At 63.6% G+C, this 17405-nt stretch carries 18 protein-coding genes; 11 read left to right on the forward strand and 7 right to left on the reverse strand.

Annotated elements, in window-relative coordinates:
* Window positions 1-25: 25 nt before the first annotated feature.
* The 5 genes from ACSAGD_RS05070 to ACSAGD_RS05090 all read left to right on the forward strand — a co-directional run bounded on the left by ACSAGD_RS05070 (window position 26) and on the right by ACSAGD_RS05090 (window position 5760).
* The gene (locus ACSAGD_RS05070) at window positions 26-1600 is read left to right on the forward strand and encodes a trypsin-like peptidase domain-containing protein (protein ID WP_437584640.1); all 1575 of its coding nucleotides are present in this window, start codon (window positions 26-28) and stop codon (window positions 1598-1600) included.
* Between the two features lie 95 nt (window positions 1601-1695).
* Window positions 1696-2784 (forward strand): glycosyltransferase family 2 protein, encoded by a 1089-nt coding sequence (locus tag ACSAGD_RS05075; RefSeq protein WP_437584641.1) that lies wholly within the window; start codon window positions 1696-1698, stop codon window positions 2782-2784.
* Window positions 2765-3580 carry a CDP-alcohol phosphatidyltransferase family protein gene (locus ACSAGD_RS05080; RefSeq protein WP_437584642.1) on the forward strand — a complete coding sequence of 272 codons (816 nt, stop codon included), beginning with the start codon at window positions 2765-2767 and terminating at the stop codon, window positions 3578-3580. Before ACSAGD_RS05075 ends, ACSAGD_RS05080 begins: the two co-directional genes overlap by 20 nt.
* 10 nt (window positions 3581-3590) lie before the next feature.
* Window positions 3591-4451, forward strand: coding sequence for a glycosyltransferase family 2 protein (locus ACSAGD_RS05085; RefSeq protein WP_437584643.1), 861 nt, complete (start codon window positions 3591-3593; stop codon window positions 4449-4451).
* 46 nt (window positions 4452-4497) lie between these two features.
* Entirely contained in the window at window positions 4498-5760 is a 1263-nt protein-coding gene (locus ACSAGD_RS05090; protein ID WP_437584644.1) for a CDP-glycerol glycerophosphotransferase family protein, read from the forward strand.
* An 8-nt stretch (window positions 5761-5768) separates the two neighbouring features.
* Here the strand turns inward: ACSAGD_RS05090 and ACSAGD_RS05095 are convergent, their stop codons facing one another.
* From ACSAGD_RS05095 to ACSAGD_RS05120, 6 genes are all read right to left on the reverse strand, one after another.
* Complete coding sequence (locus ACSAGD_RS05095) at window positions 5769-6530, reverse strand: hypothetical protein (protein ID WP_437584645.1); 762 nt, start codon at window positions 6528-6530, stop codon at window positions 5769-5771.
* Window positions 6531-6614: 84 nt separating this feature from the next.
* Entirely contained in the window at window positions 6615-7355 is a 741-nt protein-coding gene (locus ACSAGD_RS05100) for an ABC transporter ATP-binding protein (RefSeq protein WP_437584646.1), read from the reverse strand.
* Window positions 7355-8158: an ABC transporter permease gene (locus ACSAGD_RS05105; protein ID WP_437584647.1), complete on the reverse strand. Its 804-nt coding sequence runs from the start codon at window positions 8156-8158 to the stop codon at window positions 7355-7357. Before ACSAGD_RS05105 ends, ACSAGD_RS05100 begins: the two co-directional genes overlap by 1 nt.
* Window positions 8159-8224: 66 nt before the next feature.
* The gene (locus ACSAGD_RS05110; protein WP_437584648.1) at window positions 8225-8920 is read right to left on the reverse strand and encodes an NTP transferase domain-containing protein; all 696 of its coding nucleotides are present in this window, start codon (window positions 8918-8920) and stop codon (window positions 8225-8227) included.
* Window positions 8921-9613: 693 nt separating this feature from the next.
* Window positions 9614-9751 (reverse strand): hypothetical protein, encoded by a 138-nt coding sequence (locus tag ACSAGD_RS05115; protein WP_437584649.1) that lies wholly within the window; start codon window positions 9749-9751, stop codon window positions 9614-9616.
* A 24-nt stretch (window positions 9752-9775) separates the two neighbouring features.
* Entirely contained in the window at window positions 9776-10303 is a 528-nt protein-coding gene (locus ACSAGD_RS05120; protein ID WP_437584650.1) for a hypothetical protein, read from the reverse strand.
* On the opposite strand from ACSAGD_RS05120, the gene ACSAGD_RS05125 reads away from it, so the two are divergent.
* The 3 genes from ACSAGD_RS05125 to ACSAGD_RS05135 are packed head-to-tail and all read left to right on the forward strand — an operon-like array spanning window position 10302 to window position 13791.
* Window positions 10302-11927 carry an ATP-binding cassette domain-containing protein gene (locus ACSAGD_RS05125; RefSeq protein ID WP_437584651.1) on the forward strand — a complete coding sequence of 542 codons (1626 nt, stop codon included), beginning with the start codon at window positions 10302-10304 and terminating at the stop codon, window positions 11925-11927. The two genes, ACSAGD_RS05120 and ACSAGD_RS05125, sit on opposite strands and share 2 nt — an antisense overlap.
* Window positions 11903-13477, forward strand: a complete 1575-nt coding sequence (locus ACSAGD_RS05130) for a hypothetical protein (RefSeq protein WP_437584652.1) — start codon at window positions 11903-11905, stop codon at window positions 13475-13477. Before ACSAGD_RS05125 ends, ACSAGD_RS05130 begins: the two co-directional genes overlap by 25 nt.
* Window positions 13478-13512: 35 nt before the next feature.
* On the forward strand, window positions 13513-13791 hold the full coding sequence (locus ACSAGD_RS05135; protein ID WP_437584653.1) for a DUF3039 domain-containing protein: 279 nt from the start codon (window positions 13513-13515) through the stop codon (window positions 13789-13791).
* Window positions 13792-13799: 8 nt separating this feature from the next.
* Here the strand turns inward: ACSAGD_RS05135 and ACSAGD_RS05140 are convergent, their stop codons facing one another.
* A complete protein-coding gene (locus ACSAGD_RS05140) occupies window positions 13800-15116 on the reverse strand; it encodes a nicotinate phosphoribosyltransferase (protein WP_437584654.1) in 1317 nt (438 codons plus the stop codon).
* A 37-nt stretch (window positions 15117-15153) separates the two neighbouring features.
* Here ACSAGD_RS05140 and murI point away from each other — a divergent pair, with 37 nt between their 5' ends.
* From murI to rdgB, 3 genes are read left to right on the forward strand one after another with little or no spacing between them, the layout of a single operon-like run.
* On the forward strand, window positions 15154-16002 hold the full coding sequence (gene murI, locus ACSAGD_RS05145) for a glutamate racemase (protein ID WP_437584655.1): 849 nt from the start codon (window positions 15154-15156) through the stop codon (window positions 16000-16002).
* The gene (gene rph / locus ACSAGD_RS05150) at window positions 15999-16730 is read left to right on the forward strand and encodes a ribonuclease PH (protein ID WP_437584656.1); all 732 of its coding nucleotides are present in this window, start codon (window positions 15999-16001) and stop codon (window positions 16728-16730) included. The genes murI and rph overlap by 4 nt, the downstream gene beginning before the upstream one ends.
* Entirely contained in the window at window positions 16727-17335 is a 609-nt protein-coding gene (rdgB, locus tag ACSAGD_RS05155; protein WP_437584657.1) for an RdgB/HAM1 family non-canonical purine NTP pyrophosphatase, read from the forward strand. The genes rph and rdgB overlap by 4 nt, the downstream gene beginning before the upstream one ends.
* Window positions 17336-17405 lie beyond the last annotated feature (70 nt).

Consider the following 17405-nt stretch of genomic DNA (forward strand, 5'->3'; position numbering starts at 1 on the left):
GGTCATGTCTGGAAGGAAACTCAGCATGAACGACAACGAATCCAACACTCCTCAGCCCGGCATGCCCAACGAGAGCCCTCGCTTTGAGGGGCAGGACTCGACGTCGGAGCGCAGTTCGAACACGCAGAACGCAGAGACCAACGGCGCAAGCGGCCCACAGCAGGGAACGTTCTACACGGGCGCTCCGATCGGTGGCAGCGTGCCGCCGAGGCCCGAGCTTCCCCGGGATTGGCCTGCTCCCGGGGCATCCTCTCCGGCCTCAGCGCCGAGACAGTATCCGTCTCACGACGCCTTCGGCGTGCCCCAGGGGCCGTACCAGGGCATTCCTCCGTATGGCGTTCAGCAGATGCCCCCGGCAGGAGGATCTCAGCCGACTCCGCAGACGGCGACCGCGACGCGGAGTAAACCGAAGAAGAAGACGGGCAGCCGCATGCTGCTGGCCGGCCTCGTGATCGGTGCGATCGTCGGAGGCGCATCTGGAGCGGGTGCGTTCGCGATCATCGATGGCTTCCAGGACGGCAATCCGGTGGCGAACTCGTCGCCGAACTCCTCCGTGACCATTAACAATTCGAAGGAAGTCACGGCGACGACGGCGATCGCGGCCAAGGCGGCTCCGAGTGTCGTCACCATCTCCGTCCGAGGCACGAAGGCCGCGGGCAGCGGGTCCGGAATCATCATGAGCAAGGACGGCTACGTCCTGACGAACAACCACGTCGTGACGCTCGACGGCGAGTCGGCTCACGCCGATATCCAGGTCACTGACGATGCGGGCAACATCTACTCAGCGAGCGTCGTCGGGACAGACCCCGTCTACGACCTCGCGGTCATCAAGCTCAAGGGTGCCTCCGACCTCACACCCATGACGTTCGCCGACTCATCGAACGTGAACGTCGGAGACATGGCGGTGGCGATTGGAGCTCCTCTTGGCCTCAGCGGCACGGTGACCGATGGAATCGTGAGCGCGCTCAACCGCAGCATCACTGTCGCTTCGTCTGCTGTACCGAAGGACTCAGATCAGAGTGAAGAGAAGGATGCTCCGTTCGAGTTCGGACAGCCTGACGAGGGTAGTAAGTCGAGCGGCGGCGGCTACGTCTCACTCGCTGTCATCCAGACGGATGCCGCGATCAACCCTGGAAACTCAGGGGGTGCTCTCGTCGATGATCAGGGCGAGCTGATCGGCGTGAACGTCGCGATTGCGAGTGCCGGTTCGTCCTCCGAGGAGGGCTCGCAGTCCGGCAGCATCGGCGTGGGCTTCGCCATTCCGTCGAATATCGCGAAGCGCATCGCGGATGAGATCATCGAGGACGGCAGCGCCTCGCACGGGTTGCTGGGAGCCGCGGTGACGAGCGCCTCCTCCGACCCTGACGCCACCGTGTCGGGAGCTCTCGTCAAGGAGATCACACCCGGTGGCGCCGCGGACAAGGCGGGACTGCGCTCCGGGGACATCATCACCAAGTACGGCGACATTCCGATCTCGAAGGACAGCGATTTGGTCGCACAGGTCAAAGCGAGCGCGGCGGGCAGCGATGTCACGATCACGTACGTTCGAGACGGCAAGCACTACACCACGGATGTCACGCTCGGTGAACTCACTGAGTGACTCGTCGGTCGTGAGCGTCCGCACCTCTCGGGTGCGGACGCTTTCCGCGTGCGCCTGCTGATAGGCTCAACCCGGTCAGACGTCGAGTGAGGAACATGGGAAGAGAAACGTCAGATGCACCCTCGGGTGCTCTGCCTGGCGTGTCATACGTCATGCCTGTGCTCAATGACGTCACCCATGTCCGCGCCGCGGTCGACAGTCTCCTCGACCAAGACTATGAAGGACCCTTCGACGTCGCCATCGCCGTTGGTCCGTCGATCGACGGAACGAACGAACTCGTCGAAGAACTCTCGCGCGCAGACGCTCGCGTGAAGGTGATCGACAATCTCGTCGGCTCGACCCCAGCGGGTTTGAATATCGCCATCCGTGCGACCTCGAATCCCATCATCGTGCGTGTCGACGCACATTCGGTGTTGCCGCGCGACTACACGCGCATCGCCGTGGAGGCGATACTCCGCACGGGCGCGGGAAACGTGGGCGGCATCATGGACGCTCGCGGCACGTCGGTATTCGAGGATGCCGTCGCAGCAGCGTACGGCTCGCGAGTCGGGCTCGGAGGCACGCCTCATCACGTCGGGGGAGAAGAAGGACCTGCCGACACTGTGTATCTCGGAGTCTTCCGCCGGGACGTACTCGCCGACGTCGGCCTCTTCGACGAGCGCATCAAGCGAGGGCAGGATTGGGAGCTCAATCGGCGCATCCGAGCCGGCGGACACACCGTCTGGTTCACTCCGAAGCTTCGTGTCGTCTATCGTCCCCGCCCGACGCTGTCACGGCTCGCTCGCCAGTTCTTCTCGACTGGAATGTGGCGCGGCGAGCTCAGCCGTCGCTTTCCGAGCAGAAATACGCTGCGCTATTTCGTCCCGCCGCTCATGGTCATCGGAGTCACGGCCGGAACGCTGCTGGGCATCGGCGGTATCGTTCAGGCCGCAATCGGCGTCGTGCCTTGGCTGCTCGCCGCATTCGCAGTGCCCGCGTTCTACGCTCTGACGGTGCTGCTCGCCGCAGTGGGAATGCCCGGACCTATCTCGGCACGGGCGCGCCTGTGGCTTCTCGTGGTGCTGCCCTGCATACACTTCTGTTGGGGCATCGGATTCATCCCCGGCTATCTGCTCCTCGCCAGCAACATCGCCGCCCAGAAGTACGAGAAGGGTAACGACACCCGTGTCAACCCCCAGTCCTGATCGTCCCCGCCGCCCCCGGTCCATCGCCGAGTTGCGCGCGGTCGCGCAGCCGCCCGAGGTCAGGTCACGCAAGAACGCCGAGCACTGGACCGCTGGCCTCTACCTGCGCGATCTGTCGCCTTATCTGACGTGGGTGTTCCTACGCACATCGATCAGCGCCAACGGTGTGACCGGGTTCATGATCCTCAGCGGCTGGGCGGTCGCAGCCGCGCTACTCATCCCCGGGTTCACGGGCGCCGCGCTGGCGCTCGTCATGTGCCAGGTTCAGATGCTCATCGACTGCTGCGATGGCGAAGTCGCACGATGGCGGCAGACGTCGTCTCCCGCTGGCGCTTTCCTGGATGCCGTGGGCCACTACACCACTGAGGCTCTGATCCCCATCGCTCTCGCCGTGCGCGCGGCGGGCTACCCGTTCACTCCGGACGGAGACTACCTCTGGACGACCCTCGGGCTCGGGCTCTCTCTCGTGCTCGTCCTCAATAAGGCGCTGAACGACATGGTGCGCGTCGCGCGCGCCAACTTCGGCGCTCCGAAGCTGACGTACACCTACGAGGAGATGGCTCCGCCCCGCGGCATCCTCGCCAGGCTCCGCAGAATCGCCCGAATCGTGCCGCTTCACCGCATCTTCCACTCCGTTGAGATGACCATGGTGATCTTCGTCGGAGCGGTCGTCGGACTGTTCGTCGGAGACCTGCTCGCGATGCGCGTCGTCCTGGTCGTGCTTCTCATCGTCGCGGTCTTCACGCTGTTCGGTCACTTCCTCGCGATCATGGCCTCGAAGAGAGTGCGAGCCTGACGTGGAGCCCGTGACGGTCGGAGTTGTCGTCCTGACACAGGGCACGCGTCCTGAGGAGCTCGCCGCTGGCATCGCGTCGGTTCAGGCGCAGCGCGACGTATCGTGCGACGTCGTCGTCGTCGGCAACGGCTGGCAGCCCACCGGCCTTCCTGAGGGCGTGCGTGGCCTCGGACTTGACGAGAACATCGGAATTCCGGCCGGTCGAAACCGTGGCGCAGACCTCGTCAGCGGGGAGTACATCTTCTTCCTCGACGACGATGCGACAGTTCCGAGTGAAACCTTCCTCATCGATGCCATCGACGTCATGAGACGTTCGCCCGATATCGGGCTCGTTCAGCCAAGACTCGAGGATGCCGCTGACGGCCGCGCACCTCGTCGGTGGATCCCTCGCATCAGAAAGGGCGAGAGCACGCGCTCGAGCAATATCTTCTCCTGCCTGGAGGCCGTCATCGTCATGCCGCGTGCTGTTTTCAACGCGTGCGGCGGATGGGGAGACGAATACTTCTACGCGCACGAGGGAATCGAAATCGCGTGGCGGGTCTGGGACCAGGGCAAGCGCGCATGGTACTCAGGCGATCTGGTGGCGAATCACCCTTATGTCCACCCCACCCGGCACAGCGATTACTATCGGCTGAACGCACGTAACCGCGTGTGGCTCGCGCGGCGCAACCTTCCGCTCATCCTCCAGCCCGTCTACGTCGGGTCTTGGACCGCGATCACTCTCCTGCGCTGGTGGCGAAAGCGCGACGTCCTCGCGGTCTGGTTCGCAGGATGGCGTGAGGGCTGGCGATGCAGTCCCGGTCCCCGCAAGACGATGAGCTGGCGAACGATTTTCCGTATGGCGGCGGCGGGGCGTCCGCCCATCGTCTGAGTCTCTCCAAGCAAACCGTTATCTCGCCTCGTTACTCTGAATCACGATGAACATGATCCGCGACATCCGCAAGGCCGTGCGGCTGGGAAAGAAGCTCGTCGACAATCGTCGGGCTCACATGAGTCTGACGCAGAAGGCTCGCATGCAGCCTCCGCTGGAGCCGGGGCGCTTCAAGATTGCCGTGTACTTCGCCGACGAAGCGGTGAACATGTATCAGATCCGGCAGTGGTACGAGCCCCTCGTCGAACTCGCAAAGACATGGCCGGTCGTCATTCTGAGCCGTGGATCGACCGCCGCGCTGACTCTGTTCGATGAGTCTCCGCTGCCTGTCACCTACGTGCGCACGGTTGCCGCTCTTGAGAAGACGATCGCCAAGCAGGACATTCGCATCGTCTTCTACGTCAATCAGAACGCCAAGAACTTCCAGATGTTCCGATACGGGCAGCGCTGGCACGTTTTCATCAACCACGGTGAGAGCGACAAGATGTACATGACCACCAACCAGTTCAAGGCGTACGACTACAGCCTCATCGCGGGCGACGCAGCCCGAGCTCGGCTTGAAAAGGTTCTCTGGGACTACGATTTCGACAGGCGTGCGATTCCAATCGGCCGGCCTCAGGCAGATCATTACTCGGGTTCGCTCCCGTACACGCCAGATGAGCGCACGGTCGTGCTCTATTCGCCGACCTGGGAGGGCGACCGCGCCGCGGCGGCGTATGGCTCGATCGCAAGCCACGGTGTCGGCCTCGTGCGTCGTCTTCTCGCAACAGGTCGTCACCGGATCATCTATCGTCCGCATCCGCGTTCGGGCGTCGTGAACAATCTCTACGGTCAGGCCAACAGGGAGATCATCTCGCTCCTTGAGGAGGCCAACAAGGCTGACCCGACCGCTCAGCACGTCTACGACGACGGACCGGATATCGGCTGGCAGATCGCGGCGGCTGACGTCGCGATCAGTGATATCTCCGCGATGATCTACGATCGCCTTGCCACGGGAAAGCCGCTGATGGTCACGCGTCCTGTGAGTGAGAAGGCCAAGATCGATGACGATGGCTATCTGTCGGCGTGCGAATGGCTCGAGGTCGATGAGATCGACGAGGTGGACCAACAGATCGACAGACTGCTCCACGATCCCGAGGCGATCGCACGCATCGACTTCTGGTCACAGCGCTACTTCGGCGATACGACGCCAGGAGCCTCGACGCGACGCTTCCACGCCGCCGTCGAACATCTCATGGAGGAGTGGGAGCGTCACGCGGAGATTCACCGCGAGGACCTGGCAGATCGCGTGCCGGACTCTCCGCACTGACCCCTCTCTCACTCCGCGTTCGCACGCAGCGGCGGACCGAGCTCCGGATTGAGCATCAGAGGAGGCGGTCCGAACGCTCGACGTGCGCTCGCGACGACGTCACGACCTGCGATGTGATTGCCGACTCCACCGATCGCCGCGCCGATTCCGAACGGGATGGCCTTGCCGAGCAGAGTCGTCCCCTGCGATGCAGCAAACCTCTTGACGAAGCGCTTCTTCAGCTCATCCGCGACCGGGCCGACGGCAAACTGCGGGAGACTCTTGGTGACGAACTCGCCCCAGAAAGCCGGCCGAGGAGCCGCGGTATGCAGCACCTCACCGGAGAACTGTCGGAGGAGCTGAGCACCTGAATTCCCGAGCATCATCGTGATGACGAGTGCCCGAGCGCGTTCCGGATCAGTCACCGCGATGCCGTGCACCTCAGAGACAGACTGGGCGAAGAGCGCGCTGCTCTCCAGGAAGCCCAGCGTCTCGGCGCCAGCGAGGGCGAGCGAGACGCCTGTTCCAACCGCTGGGACGGCGGCCGTCACACCGACAGCGGCTCCGCCGATGGTGACAGCCCCGAGATATCGACGTTCGAGAGCGCGAATGAGTCGGTCCGTCGAGGCATCTGGATGGGCCCGGCGAATGCTTCTGATGTGGGAGATGACAACCGGGCGCTGAACACTCAGCACCGCATCTATGCCCTTCACCCAGAACGGGAGAGACACCGTTGACCTCCCGTCCGACAGGTACGCCGGACGGGCGGCATCAGGCTGAGGACCAGCCATCGATTCGCGATTCGTTATCTCTCACCCCTCAGGAAAACGAAGTCTCGACAAGTCTGTCTGAGCGGGCTGTGACTCGCCTGCGGATCAGCTGTTGTAATCCTCGTTGTAGCGTGTGAGAACCTCGTCGATCGAGGCATCCACGACGAGTTTGCCCTTGTCGAGGTACAGCCCACGCGTGCAGAAACGCCGCAGATCGCGCTCGTTGTGCGAGACGAAGAAAAGCGTCCGCCCACCCGCCAGCATCTCATCGATCCGTCGATAGCACTTCTCTCGGAACGCCTTGTCACCGACAGCGAGCACCTCGTCGACGAGGAGGATCGGCTCGTCCAGCTGCGAGACGACCGAAAACGCGATGCGCACCTTCATGCCGCTCGACAGATGCTTGTACGGGGTGTCGACGAAGCCGCCGATCTCGGCGAAGTCGATGATGTCGTCGAAGCGCGCGTCGATCTCGTGGCGACTCATTCCGTGAAGCCCGGCAGTCAGATAGACGTTGTCGCGCACGGTGAGGTCGTTGACGAACCCACCAGTGATCTCGATGAGGGGCGCTACTCCATCTGCGACGGTGACCGAGCCCTCATCGGGCAGAAGAACACCGGCGACCAGCTTGAGCAGGGTCGATTTGCCCTGCCCATTGCGGCCGACGACACCGATGGCCTCGCCCGGTGCGACGTCGAATGACACATTGCGAAGCGCCCAGAACTCGTCAGGGCGGGTTCGTCGCGATCGTCCCGCGAAGAGATCCTTGAAACTGCGCCGACCTCGTCGGTTGCGTCGGAAACGCACGCCAAGGTCCGAGACCGAGATGACGGATGCCGCTGCCATCACAGCTCCTTCAGAACGCTTCGTTCGCACCGACGGAAGACGACGATGCCGATGACGAGAAGTATCGCGGTGACCAGAACGGAGCCGCCGACAGCGAGCCAGTCAAGCTGCTCGGGGAAGAACGCGGATCGATAGATTCCCATGATGCCGGCAAGTGGATTGAACGCCGCATACGGTTGGAACGCCGGAGGCAGATCGGAGAGCCCGTAGATGATCGGCGATGCGTAGAACAGGAACCGCAGAATGAGCTTCGTCGCGCGCTCCAGATCGCGGAAGAACACGACAGCCGGAGCGATGATGAAGCCGAGCGCCATGATGAGGGCTCCCTGCAGGACGATGCCAAGAGGGAAAAGGAACGCATACCAGGTGACGTGCGCTCCGCTGAAGATCGCGAAGAGTGCCAGCACGGGGATAGAAGCGATGAACTCGATCCCCTTGGAGAGCACGAGCCGGTTGACCCAGATGCTTCGGGGGATAGATGTCGAGCGCACGAGCTTGGCGTCCTTGAGGAATGCGCGCGTGCTGTCAGAGACGGTTCCGGTGAACCACATCCACGGCAGCAGTCCAGCAATGAGGAAGACGATGTACGGGTCTTCGCCCACACGACCGCCTCTGTCGAAGACAACCGTGAAGACGAACCAGTAGATGCCCGCCATGACGAGAGGGTCCAAGATTGACCACAGGTACCCGAGGGCGCTGGTCGAATATCGTACGCGAAGATCGCGTTTCGTCAGCAGCCACAGCGCGCTCCGGTAGCGTGCGGGATCGCGCGGTGAGGGCCGCGGGGTGGCAACTGAAGTCACAGGCTCCAACATAATGCCAAAAAGATGCCGGCACGTGCATCCACGTGCCGGCATCCAGGAATGAGATCAGACGAAGAGGTTTGCGCGCTCCAGGTCCTCTGCGAAATCGACCTCGACTGCGTACAGGTCCGAGATGTCCATCGGCTCGACCAGCACGCTGTCGTGCTCAATGGCGAGCTCGAGGCCACGCTCGAAGTAGTCCTGGTCGTCGACGCGCTGCAGATGGCGGATCAGAGCCGCCTTGTCGGCGCGGGAGATGTAGTTGATGCCGACGGCTTCGCCCAAGGCGCCCGTCTTGATGGTCTTCGACAGCTCCTTGATGTAGCCCTCGGCGCTCGTCGTGTACTTGACCTCCTCATCGGAGACCTTGGCGGTGTTGACGGTGACGAACGACTGGTCACGGGCGACGAGCTCCGCAGCGCGCTCGAGAACAGACGGGTCGAAGACCACGTCGCCGTTCATCCAGAGGACGCCGCCGTTCGACGAAGCCTTGAGTGCGCGAAGGAGGCTCTTCGACGTGTTCGTCTGGTCGTACTGCTCGTTGTAGACGAAGTTCGCGTCGGGGAACGCCTCGATGATGTGCTCGAGCTTGTAGCCGACCACGATCGACACCTTGGCGCTCTTGCCGAACGCCTGGCGAATGTTGTCGAACTGCTGCTGCATGATGGTTCGACCGTCGTTGAGCTCGGTCAACGGTTTGGGGAGAGAGCGTCCGAGTCGGCTGCCCATCCCCGCAGCTAGTATGACGACCTGAGTGGTCATGGTGGCTCCTCACGTATGCGGATTCGAGCGTGAAGCCGGCAGTTAATGACTCAGTCATTCGGCATTCGCTCGACGATTGATGCAGTGACACCCCGTTATGCCGTGATTCACGTTAGCCCACGGAGTCTGGAGGACGCGCCCCGTTTAGGGGCTTGTTGTTGTTTCGTAACCACACACTCGGTGTTCTCACAGATACGGCTTGGCAGAAATAGCGCGTCTTGCTGAGGCGGTTGTCAGGACGGCTTGGTAGGTTTTTGGGGTGACTTCTGTGCCTTCGCCAACGCCTGACGAGACCCCTTCCGTCTCACCGAGAGGAGACGACGTTAACGCTGACGAGAGCCGGAGCGTGCCTCGAGACACACGCCCCGAGGAGAAAGCGGATCAGGGCCCACGGGAGACCGCGTCCGAGTCTGCAGAGACGCCGCAATCTCAGGGGAGTAAGGGGAGCGGTCAGGCCTCGAGTGAGGACAGAGCGCGTCCCGCTTCGAAGACCTCATCGAGCAAGTCGAGTGGGAAATCCAGCACGTCGAAGACCCCGGGCGGATCCGTCAAGACCGCGTCGAAGGATGCTGCATCGAAGACGTCGGCACAGAAGCCCGTGCCTCAGAAATCGACGGCTCAGAAATCGGGGGCTCAGAAGTCTGCGGCCCCGAAGTCCTCATCGTCTAAGTCCCCAGCATCGAAGACGACGTCTCAGAAACCGACGACGTCCAAGGCGGCTGCGTCCTCGGCATCATCGAAGAACGCAGCGTCAAAGGGGAGCACGTCGAAGAGCTCGGCGGCCAAGAGCGCGTCGACCAAGAGCGCGTCGACCAAGAGCGCGTCGACCAAGAGCGCTGCGGCTAAGAACGCTGCTCAGAAGCCGAGCGGGCCCACATCAGCTGCGCCGAAGTCAGCGGGTGGCAAGACGGCGAACACGTCTGCAGCTGCGAAGTCATCCCCGGCGAAGGCCTCCACGACGAAGGCCTCCACGACGAAGGCCTCCGGCGCGAAGGCGACCGCGGGCGCTTCGACCTCGGCATCCTCATCGTCTGAGTCGCAGGCTGAAGCGACGAGCAGCACGTCGCCGTCGACGAAGAAGCCCGTGACGAAGCCCGGTTCCACTACGTCCGGCGAGACGACAGCGTCAATACCCGCTGCAGGCGCGAAGAAGTCGGCCTCGGACACGTCGGCCACGACGAAATCCACGACGACGAAGACGACTGCGAAAAAGTCGACGGCCGCGAAGTCGGGCAGTACGAAGTCGACGACGTCGAAGAGCACAGCGACGAAGTCGAGTGCAGCATCAACCGGACCGGCCGCGAAGAAGACAAGCGCGGCGAAGAAGACGAGCTCCGCAGGGAAGAAGCCGTCGTCGACGGCCGCCGAGCCGTCGCAGAGCATGGCCAGCGCGACACCGTCTGGCGCGGCGGAAGATGCTGATTCTCCGAAGGCTCAGCGGCCGAAGAACGCTACAGCCAAGGCCGAGACCACGGCGGCAGACGCTGAGCAGAAGTCTGTGACGCCCGCGAAGGCTGCTGCGTCGACTGTCGCGATGGCGACCTCGAAGGCTGAGCCTGTGGTCGCGCCCGAAGAGACCACGAGCACGTCGGTCCCAGGTTCCGCGACGACGCCAGAAGCTGCGAGTCCCGCAGAGAGCGCGAAGGCTCAGAAGACGAAGGGGCAGAGCGCTCAGGCGCAGAAGAGCACGAAGCAGGCTCGTGTCGCGGCATCCGACACAGTGACCGAAGCCGCACATGCAGCCGCGGTCACCGCCGCGGAAAACGTCGATGAGCCGCGTCACAACACCGAGCCTGTTACAACGGCTGCCACTGAGTCACCGGCTGCGGATACGTCCTCATCGGCACCTGAGACCCCGCAGCCGGGGCCCGGGGCTGAGGTCATCGCGGAGAACGGCAGTGCGGGACCGACGATCGCGGACCGTGCGCGTGTGCTCTGGGGTCGAGCGCGAACCAAAGTGACCGCCTACCAGCGACTCGCAGCGCTCAACAGGGCAGAGAAGCTTGAAGAGCAGCGTGCCGCAGCCGAAGCTGCAGCAGTCGAGGCGGCGGCTGCGGAGGCCGCCGCAGCGTCAGTCGCAGCCGCAGCAGAGTCGGCGATCGCCGCAGCTGAGGCGGAAGCGGAGCCAACACGTGACTCAAGCGCTTCCGCTGATGTTCAAGCGACGCCTGCCCCATCGGCGCTCGGTACGATCGACGAAACGGTTCCTGCCGATCGAACTCCCGTGGCCGACACCGCCCAATCGGCGCAGGGCGTCGTGACCGTGTCAGGGCTGCGAAAGGAGTTCGGCGAGACTGTCGCCGTCGACTCCATCGACCTCGACGTTCCCGCCGGTACGTTCTATGGAATCGTCGGACCGAACGGCGCAGGTAAGACGACGACGCTCTCCATGATCACCGGTCTGCTGCGTCCCGATGCCGGGACTGTTCACGTCAACGGAATCAACGTGTGGGAGAAGACCGCGTCGGCGAAACGCACGATGGGAACTCTGCCAGACCGCATGCGTCTGTTCGACCGTCTCACCGGAGCCCAGCTGCTGTACTACTCGGGTGTGCTCCGCGGCCTGGACAGCGTCTCCGCGCGGTCACGCGTGAAGAGCCTGACGCGAGCGTTCGCTCTCGAAGACGCTGTCGGCCGACTGGTCTCCGACTACTCGGCGGGGATGTCCAAGAAGATCGCGCTAGCATGCGCGATGATCCACTCGCCACGAGTTCTCGTTCTGGACGAGCCGTTCGAGTCGGTGGACCCCGTCTCGGCGGCATCCATCACCGAGATCCTTCAGAAGTACGTCGAGCACGGTGGAACAGTCATCCTCTCGAGTCATGGCATGGAGTTCATCGAGCGAGTGTGCGACAACGTCGCCATCATCGTCGGCGGAGAGCTGCTGGCGAGCGGCACAGTGGATGAGGTTCGGAAGGAAGGAACGCTCGAAGAGCGGTTTGTCGAGCTGGTCGGCGGACGCAAGGCGACGGAGGATCTGGAATGGTTGCACAGCTTCTCCGACTGAGGCTCAGCGTCATGCTCGGGGCCGTCCGAGCACGGCCCGCACGAGTGGTCGGAGCTGTGTTCCTTCTGCTCGCGATCGTGGCCGGAACATGGCTCGCGGCGACAGGAATCAGCGGTCTCGCAGACGTCGATGCGGGAAACGCCCGCGATCTCCTGATCGTTGTCGGTTCGTTCACGGTTCTGGGGTTCCTCCTGGTGCCTCTCATGCTCGGACTGACGGACCCGCTCGATCCGCGTGCCTTCGCGCTCTACGGCATCCGCGAGTCTGCTCTCGCCCCAATGCTGCTTCTGGCCTCACTCATCAGCATTCCGGCACTCGTCCTCGTCGTGCTGTGCGGTGCGACCGTCGCGGCATGGTCCCGCGGGGCGGGCGTCACAACCGTTGCTGTCATCGCAGCGGTGCTCGCAATCGCGACCTGCGTGCTGACGGCCAAGATCGCCGAAAGAGCAGCCGGCGGAACCCTCGTGAGCCGGAGATCCCGTGAACTCCGGGTTGTCTTCCTGCTTCTGATTCTCGTGCTCGTCGCACCCGTCATCATCTTCACGCTAGGAATCGACTGGAGCGGCGGCAGCGGCCGTAGCGACTTCTCCCGAGCAGCGAGCGTCGTCAGCTGGACTCCGTTCGGCGCGGTGTGGTCTGCGCCGGGCGACGCGGCTCTCGGCCACGTCGGCCCCGCCGTCGCGAAGCTTCTCATCGCGGCGCTCACCGTCGGAGTTCTTTATCTGGTGTGGTGGCGCCTCGTCGTGCGCTCCGCTCGCACCGTCGAGCGTGAGGTTCCCGAGGGCGGCTTCGGCAGCCTCGGTTGGTTCGACGCGCTGCCCGCTCGTGCCGCGAGCGCTGTCGCGGCGCGAAGTCTCAGCTATTGGGCTCGCGATGCGCGATACGTGGTGTCGATCATCGTCATCCCGATTCTGCCGTTCGTGCTGATTCCGCCGCTGCTCATCGCGGGAGTTCCGGCGGAGCCTCTGGCGCTCGTGCCGCTGCCGTTCATGTGCCTGTTTCTCGGCTGGTCGCTCCACAATGACCTCGCGTTCGACTCGACCGCAGTCTGGCTCCACGTGGCATCAGGCGTGCGGGGCTATGCAGATCGATTGGGGCGGACCGTTCCGACGCTGCTCGTCGGGATTCCGCTTGTTGTGATCGGCTCGATGGTCTCGATCGCCTTCTACGGAGACTGGGCCCTGCTGCCACCTCTTTTCGGAGTCTCGTCGTGTCTGCTGCTGGCAGGGCTTGGGGTGTCGAGCTATCTCTCGACACGTTTCCCCTACCCGGCGGCGGCTCCAGGCGACAGCCCGTTCCAGCAGCCGCAGTACAGCGGAAGCCGGGGCGGCTTCAGCCAGGTCTTCGGTCTGCTTGTGCCCATTGCCGTGACCACTCCGACGCTCTACCTGTCATGGCAGGCGCTGCAGGGTGATGCTGACGCTGCTCTCTGGGCACTGGCCGCAGGCGTCGGCACCGGGGTTCTCGTCTTCGCCCTGGGCATCTGGATCGGCGGACGAGCCTTCGACCGTCGTGGTCCAGAGATCATCGAGTTCGCGACCTCGCGGTAGGCGACGGTCTCAGCGGCACGGCCTACAATATGAGCATGGACGTACAGTTGCGAACCGAAGAGCCTGGCACCGGGGGCTCGACCTCCGTTCTCGATCGCGAACTCGAAGAGCTTCTTGAGAACGAGAGCATCGATCCAGGTGACCATGAGCGGTTCTCGCACTATGTGAAGAAGGACAAGATCCTCGAGTCCGCCATCACCGGCAAGCCCGTGCGGGCACTCTGCGGAAAGAAGTGGACTCCGGGCCGCGACCCCGAGAAGTTCCCGGTCTGCCCCGAGTGCAAGAAGATCTACGAACGCATGCGCGACGCGTGAGCTGACGCTCAGTTCGCGAAGACAGTGGGGAGCGCGGGATCGCCGCGCCCCAGCCGGAATGCATCTCCGGGCAGTTCCGCGCGCACGACACCGTGATGCTCCCGCGCACGACGAGTGCCCGCAGCACCCGTATGAGTTTCATCGATCTGCCCGTCAGTGATCAGTGGGACGACGAGCGGACGCTCGTTCTCCGGAAGCGCGCCAACGTCTTCGGGGCCGAGGCCGACGTACACTTTCTCCTGCGTCGCGATACCGAGGTCATCGTGCACGCGCGTCGCGAATTTGCGACCGCCGATCGATCTCTTGCCGGTCGAAGCTTTGGCGACCGGAACCCACTCGCCGTTGTCTCCCGCATGCGCGACGAGTTTGTAGACGAGGCCCGCCGCAGGCGAGCCTGAACCCGTGACGAGCGACGTGCCGACGCCATAGGAGTCGACGGGTGCGCTCGAGAGCGCGGCGATCGCATACTCGTCGAGGTCGTTCGTGACGGTGATCTTCGTGCGCGTCGCGCCCAGACGGTCAAGCTGCTCACGCACCTTGACGACGAGCGTCGGCAGATCTCCGGAATCGAGACGAATCGCTCCGAGCTCCGGTCCGGCGACCCGAATCGCCGTCTCGACACCCTTTTCGATATCGTACGTGTCGACGAGCAGCGCGGTGCCCGTACCGAGGGACTCGACTTGGGCTCGGAATGCCTCCTCCTCGCTGCCATGCAGCAGCGTGAACGAGTGCGCCGCGGTGCCCATCGTCGGAATGCCCCACGTGCGGCCAGCCTCGAGGTTGCTCGTCGCGGCGAATCCTGCGATGTACGCTGAGCGGGCTGCAGCGACCGCGGCATCCTCGTGTGCTCGGCGCGAGCCCATCTCGGCAAGTGGACGTCCGTCGGCTGCGTTGACCATTCTGGTGGCGGCCGTAGCGACTGCTGAGTCGTAGTTGAGAATGCTGAGGATCAGCGTTTCGAGCAGAACGCCCTCCGCGAACGATGACTCCACGATGAGGATGGGGGACTCGGGGAAGTACGCTTCGCCGTCCGGGTACCCCCAGACGTTGCCGGAGAACCGGTAGTTCGCCAGCCAGTCAAGCGTCCGCGTTCCGACGACCTGATTCTTGGAGAGCCATGTGAGCTCGGCATCCCCGAATCGGAAATCGCGGACCCGCTCGAGAAACCGTCCGATTCCAGCGACGACGCCATAGCGACGTGCCCCCGGAAGCCTGCGGCCGAATGCCTCGAACATGCACGCGCGATCCGCGGTGCCATGGGTGATGGCCGCCTCGAGCATGGTGAGTTCGTAGCGGTCTGTTCGAAAAGCCGTCGACGTGTCCACGCGGCAAGCCTACCGGTGGGGCCGGTAGGCTTGGTGCGTGAATGATGCACCGATAGGAATCTTTGACTCGGGCGTCGGCGGGCTCACGGTCGCACGTGCCATTCAGGATCAGCTGCCGAACGAGTCAGTCCTCTATGTCGGCGACACTGCTCATTCTCCTTATGGGCCCAAGCCCATCGCGGACGTTCGGCGCTTCTCGCTCGAGGTGCTCGATGATCTCATCGCACAGGGCGTGAAGATGATCGTCATCGCGTGCAACACCGCGTCATCAGCCATGCTGCGCGATGCGCGGGAACGTTATTCCGTTCCGGTCATCGAGGTGATCCAACCGGCCGTTCGCACCGCCGTGACCACGACGAGGAACCACAAGATCGGCGTGATCGGCACGGAAGGCACGGTGAATTCTCGGGCCTACCAGGATGCCTTCGCAGCGGCACCGGATCTGGAGATCGTCACCCAAGCCTGCCCCCGGTTCGTCGAATTCGTCGAAGCCGGAGTCACGACGGGCGAGGAGGTCATGGCTGTGGCCCACGAGTATCTCCAGCCGCTCAAGGAGGCCGGCGTAGACACTCTCGTGCTCGGATGTACGCACTATCCGTTCCTCAAGGGCGTGATCTCGTATGTGATGGGCCCCAACGTGACGCTCGTATCCAGTGATACTGAGACCGCGAATGACGTCTATCGCACGCTCGTCAGCCGCGGGATCGAGAGGTCGGCTGCCACCCCTCCGGAGCACGTCTACGAGGCGACCGGGGACAGCAGAGAGGACTTCCTCGATCTGGCTCACCGGCTCATCGGTCGTGAGATCTCGACGGTGAACCTCGTGCAGACCGGAGCAATCGACTTGGCCTCGCTGCAGGCCGCACTCAGAGAAGGAGAATCGTGACCACACGCAAAGACGGACGCACCCCCGATCAGCTTCGCCCCATCACGGTGGAACGTGGCTGGAGCGAGCAGGCGGAAGGCTCAGCACTGATCTCCTTCGGGAAGACGCGCGTGCTCTGCACGGCATCCTTCACCCCCGGCGTGCCGCGGTGGCTGACTGGCAAAGGCACCGGCTGGGTCACGGCGGAATACGCAATGCTGCCGCGCGCAACCAACGAGCGCTCCAGCCGTGAATCCGTCAAGGGAAAGATTGGCGGACGCACCCACGAGATCTCCCGGCTGATCGGGCGGAGCCTGCGGGCGGTCGTCGACACGAAGGCGCTGGGCGAGAACACGATCGTGATCGACTGCGACGTGCTCCAGGCAGACGGCGGAACGCGCACAGCGGCGATCACCGGCGCATATGTCGCTCTCGCGGATGCCATCGAGTGGGCCCGTGAGAAGCGCCACATCGGCAAGAACTCGGTGCCGCTCATCGACAGCGTCGCAGCGGTCTCCGTCGGCATCATCGATGGAGAGCCGATGCTCGATCTCGCATATGTGGAGGACGTCCGCGCCGAGACCGACATGAACGTCGTCATGACGGGGCGCGGGCTGTTCGTGGAGGTGCAAGGCACCGCTGAGGGGGCCCCCTTCGATCGCAGCGAGCTGGGCGCGCTTCTTGACCTTGCCGCGGCCGGAACCGAGGAGCTGACGGCGATCCAGCGCGAAGCCCTGGGGCGCGAATGAGCCTGAACGTCGTCCTCGCAAGTCACAACGCGCATAAGATCGCTGAGTTCCAACGGATCCTCGGCGCGGCGATCCCCGGACTCACGGTCAAGGCGTACGACGGGCCCGAGCCGGTCGAGGACGGACTGAGCTTTGACGAGAACGCACTCATCAAAGCCCGTGCGGCAGCCGCCCACACGGGAGCTGTCGCACTCGCAGACGACAGCGGAATCAGCGTCGACGTCATGTCCGGCTCACCGGGAATCTTCTCGGCCCGCTGGTCGGGAACTCGTGATGATGGCGCGAACCGACGCCTTCTTCTCGCCCAGATCGCGGACATCCACGACGGAGACCGGGCGGCGCAGTTTCACTGTTCGATCGCTATCGTCGTGCCGGGGGCTGGCGAAAAGGATGCCGTGGAACACGTCGTCCACGGTGAGTGGCCAGGCCGTGTGGCGCGCGAAGAGACCGGTGAGAACGGATTCGGCTACGATCCGATCTTCATCCCGAATGGTTTCGATGTTTCTTCCGCCGAGCTCACACCCGACCAGAAGAACGAGATCTCACATCGAGCTCGAGCGGTGCGCGCTGCCATTCCGCTGCTCGCCGATCTCGCCGCCCGGTAGCAGGTCGGAACACGGCGAGAACGGTAATGAGAATGGCCATCATTCCTATCTGACGGAATCGCTGGAGAAA

Source organism: Paramicrobacterium salitolerans, assembly GCF_051513965.1.
Classification (GTDB): Bacteria; Actinomycetota; Actinomycetes; order Actinomycetales; family Microbacteriaceae; genus Paramicrobacterium.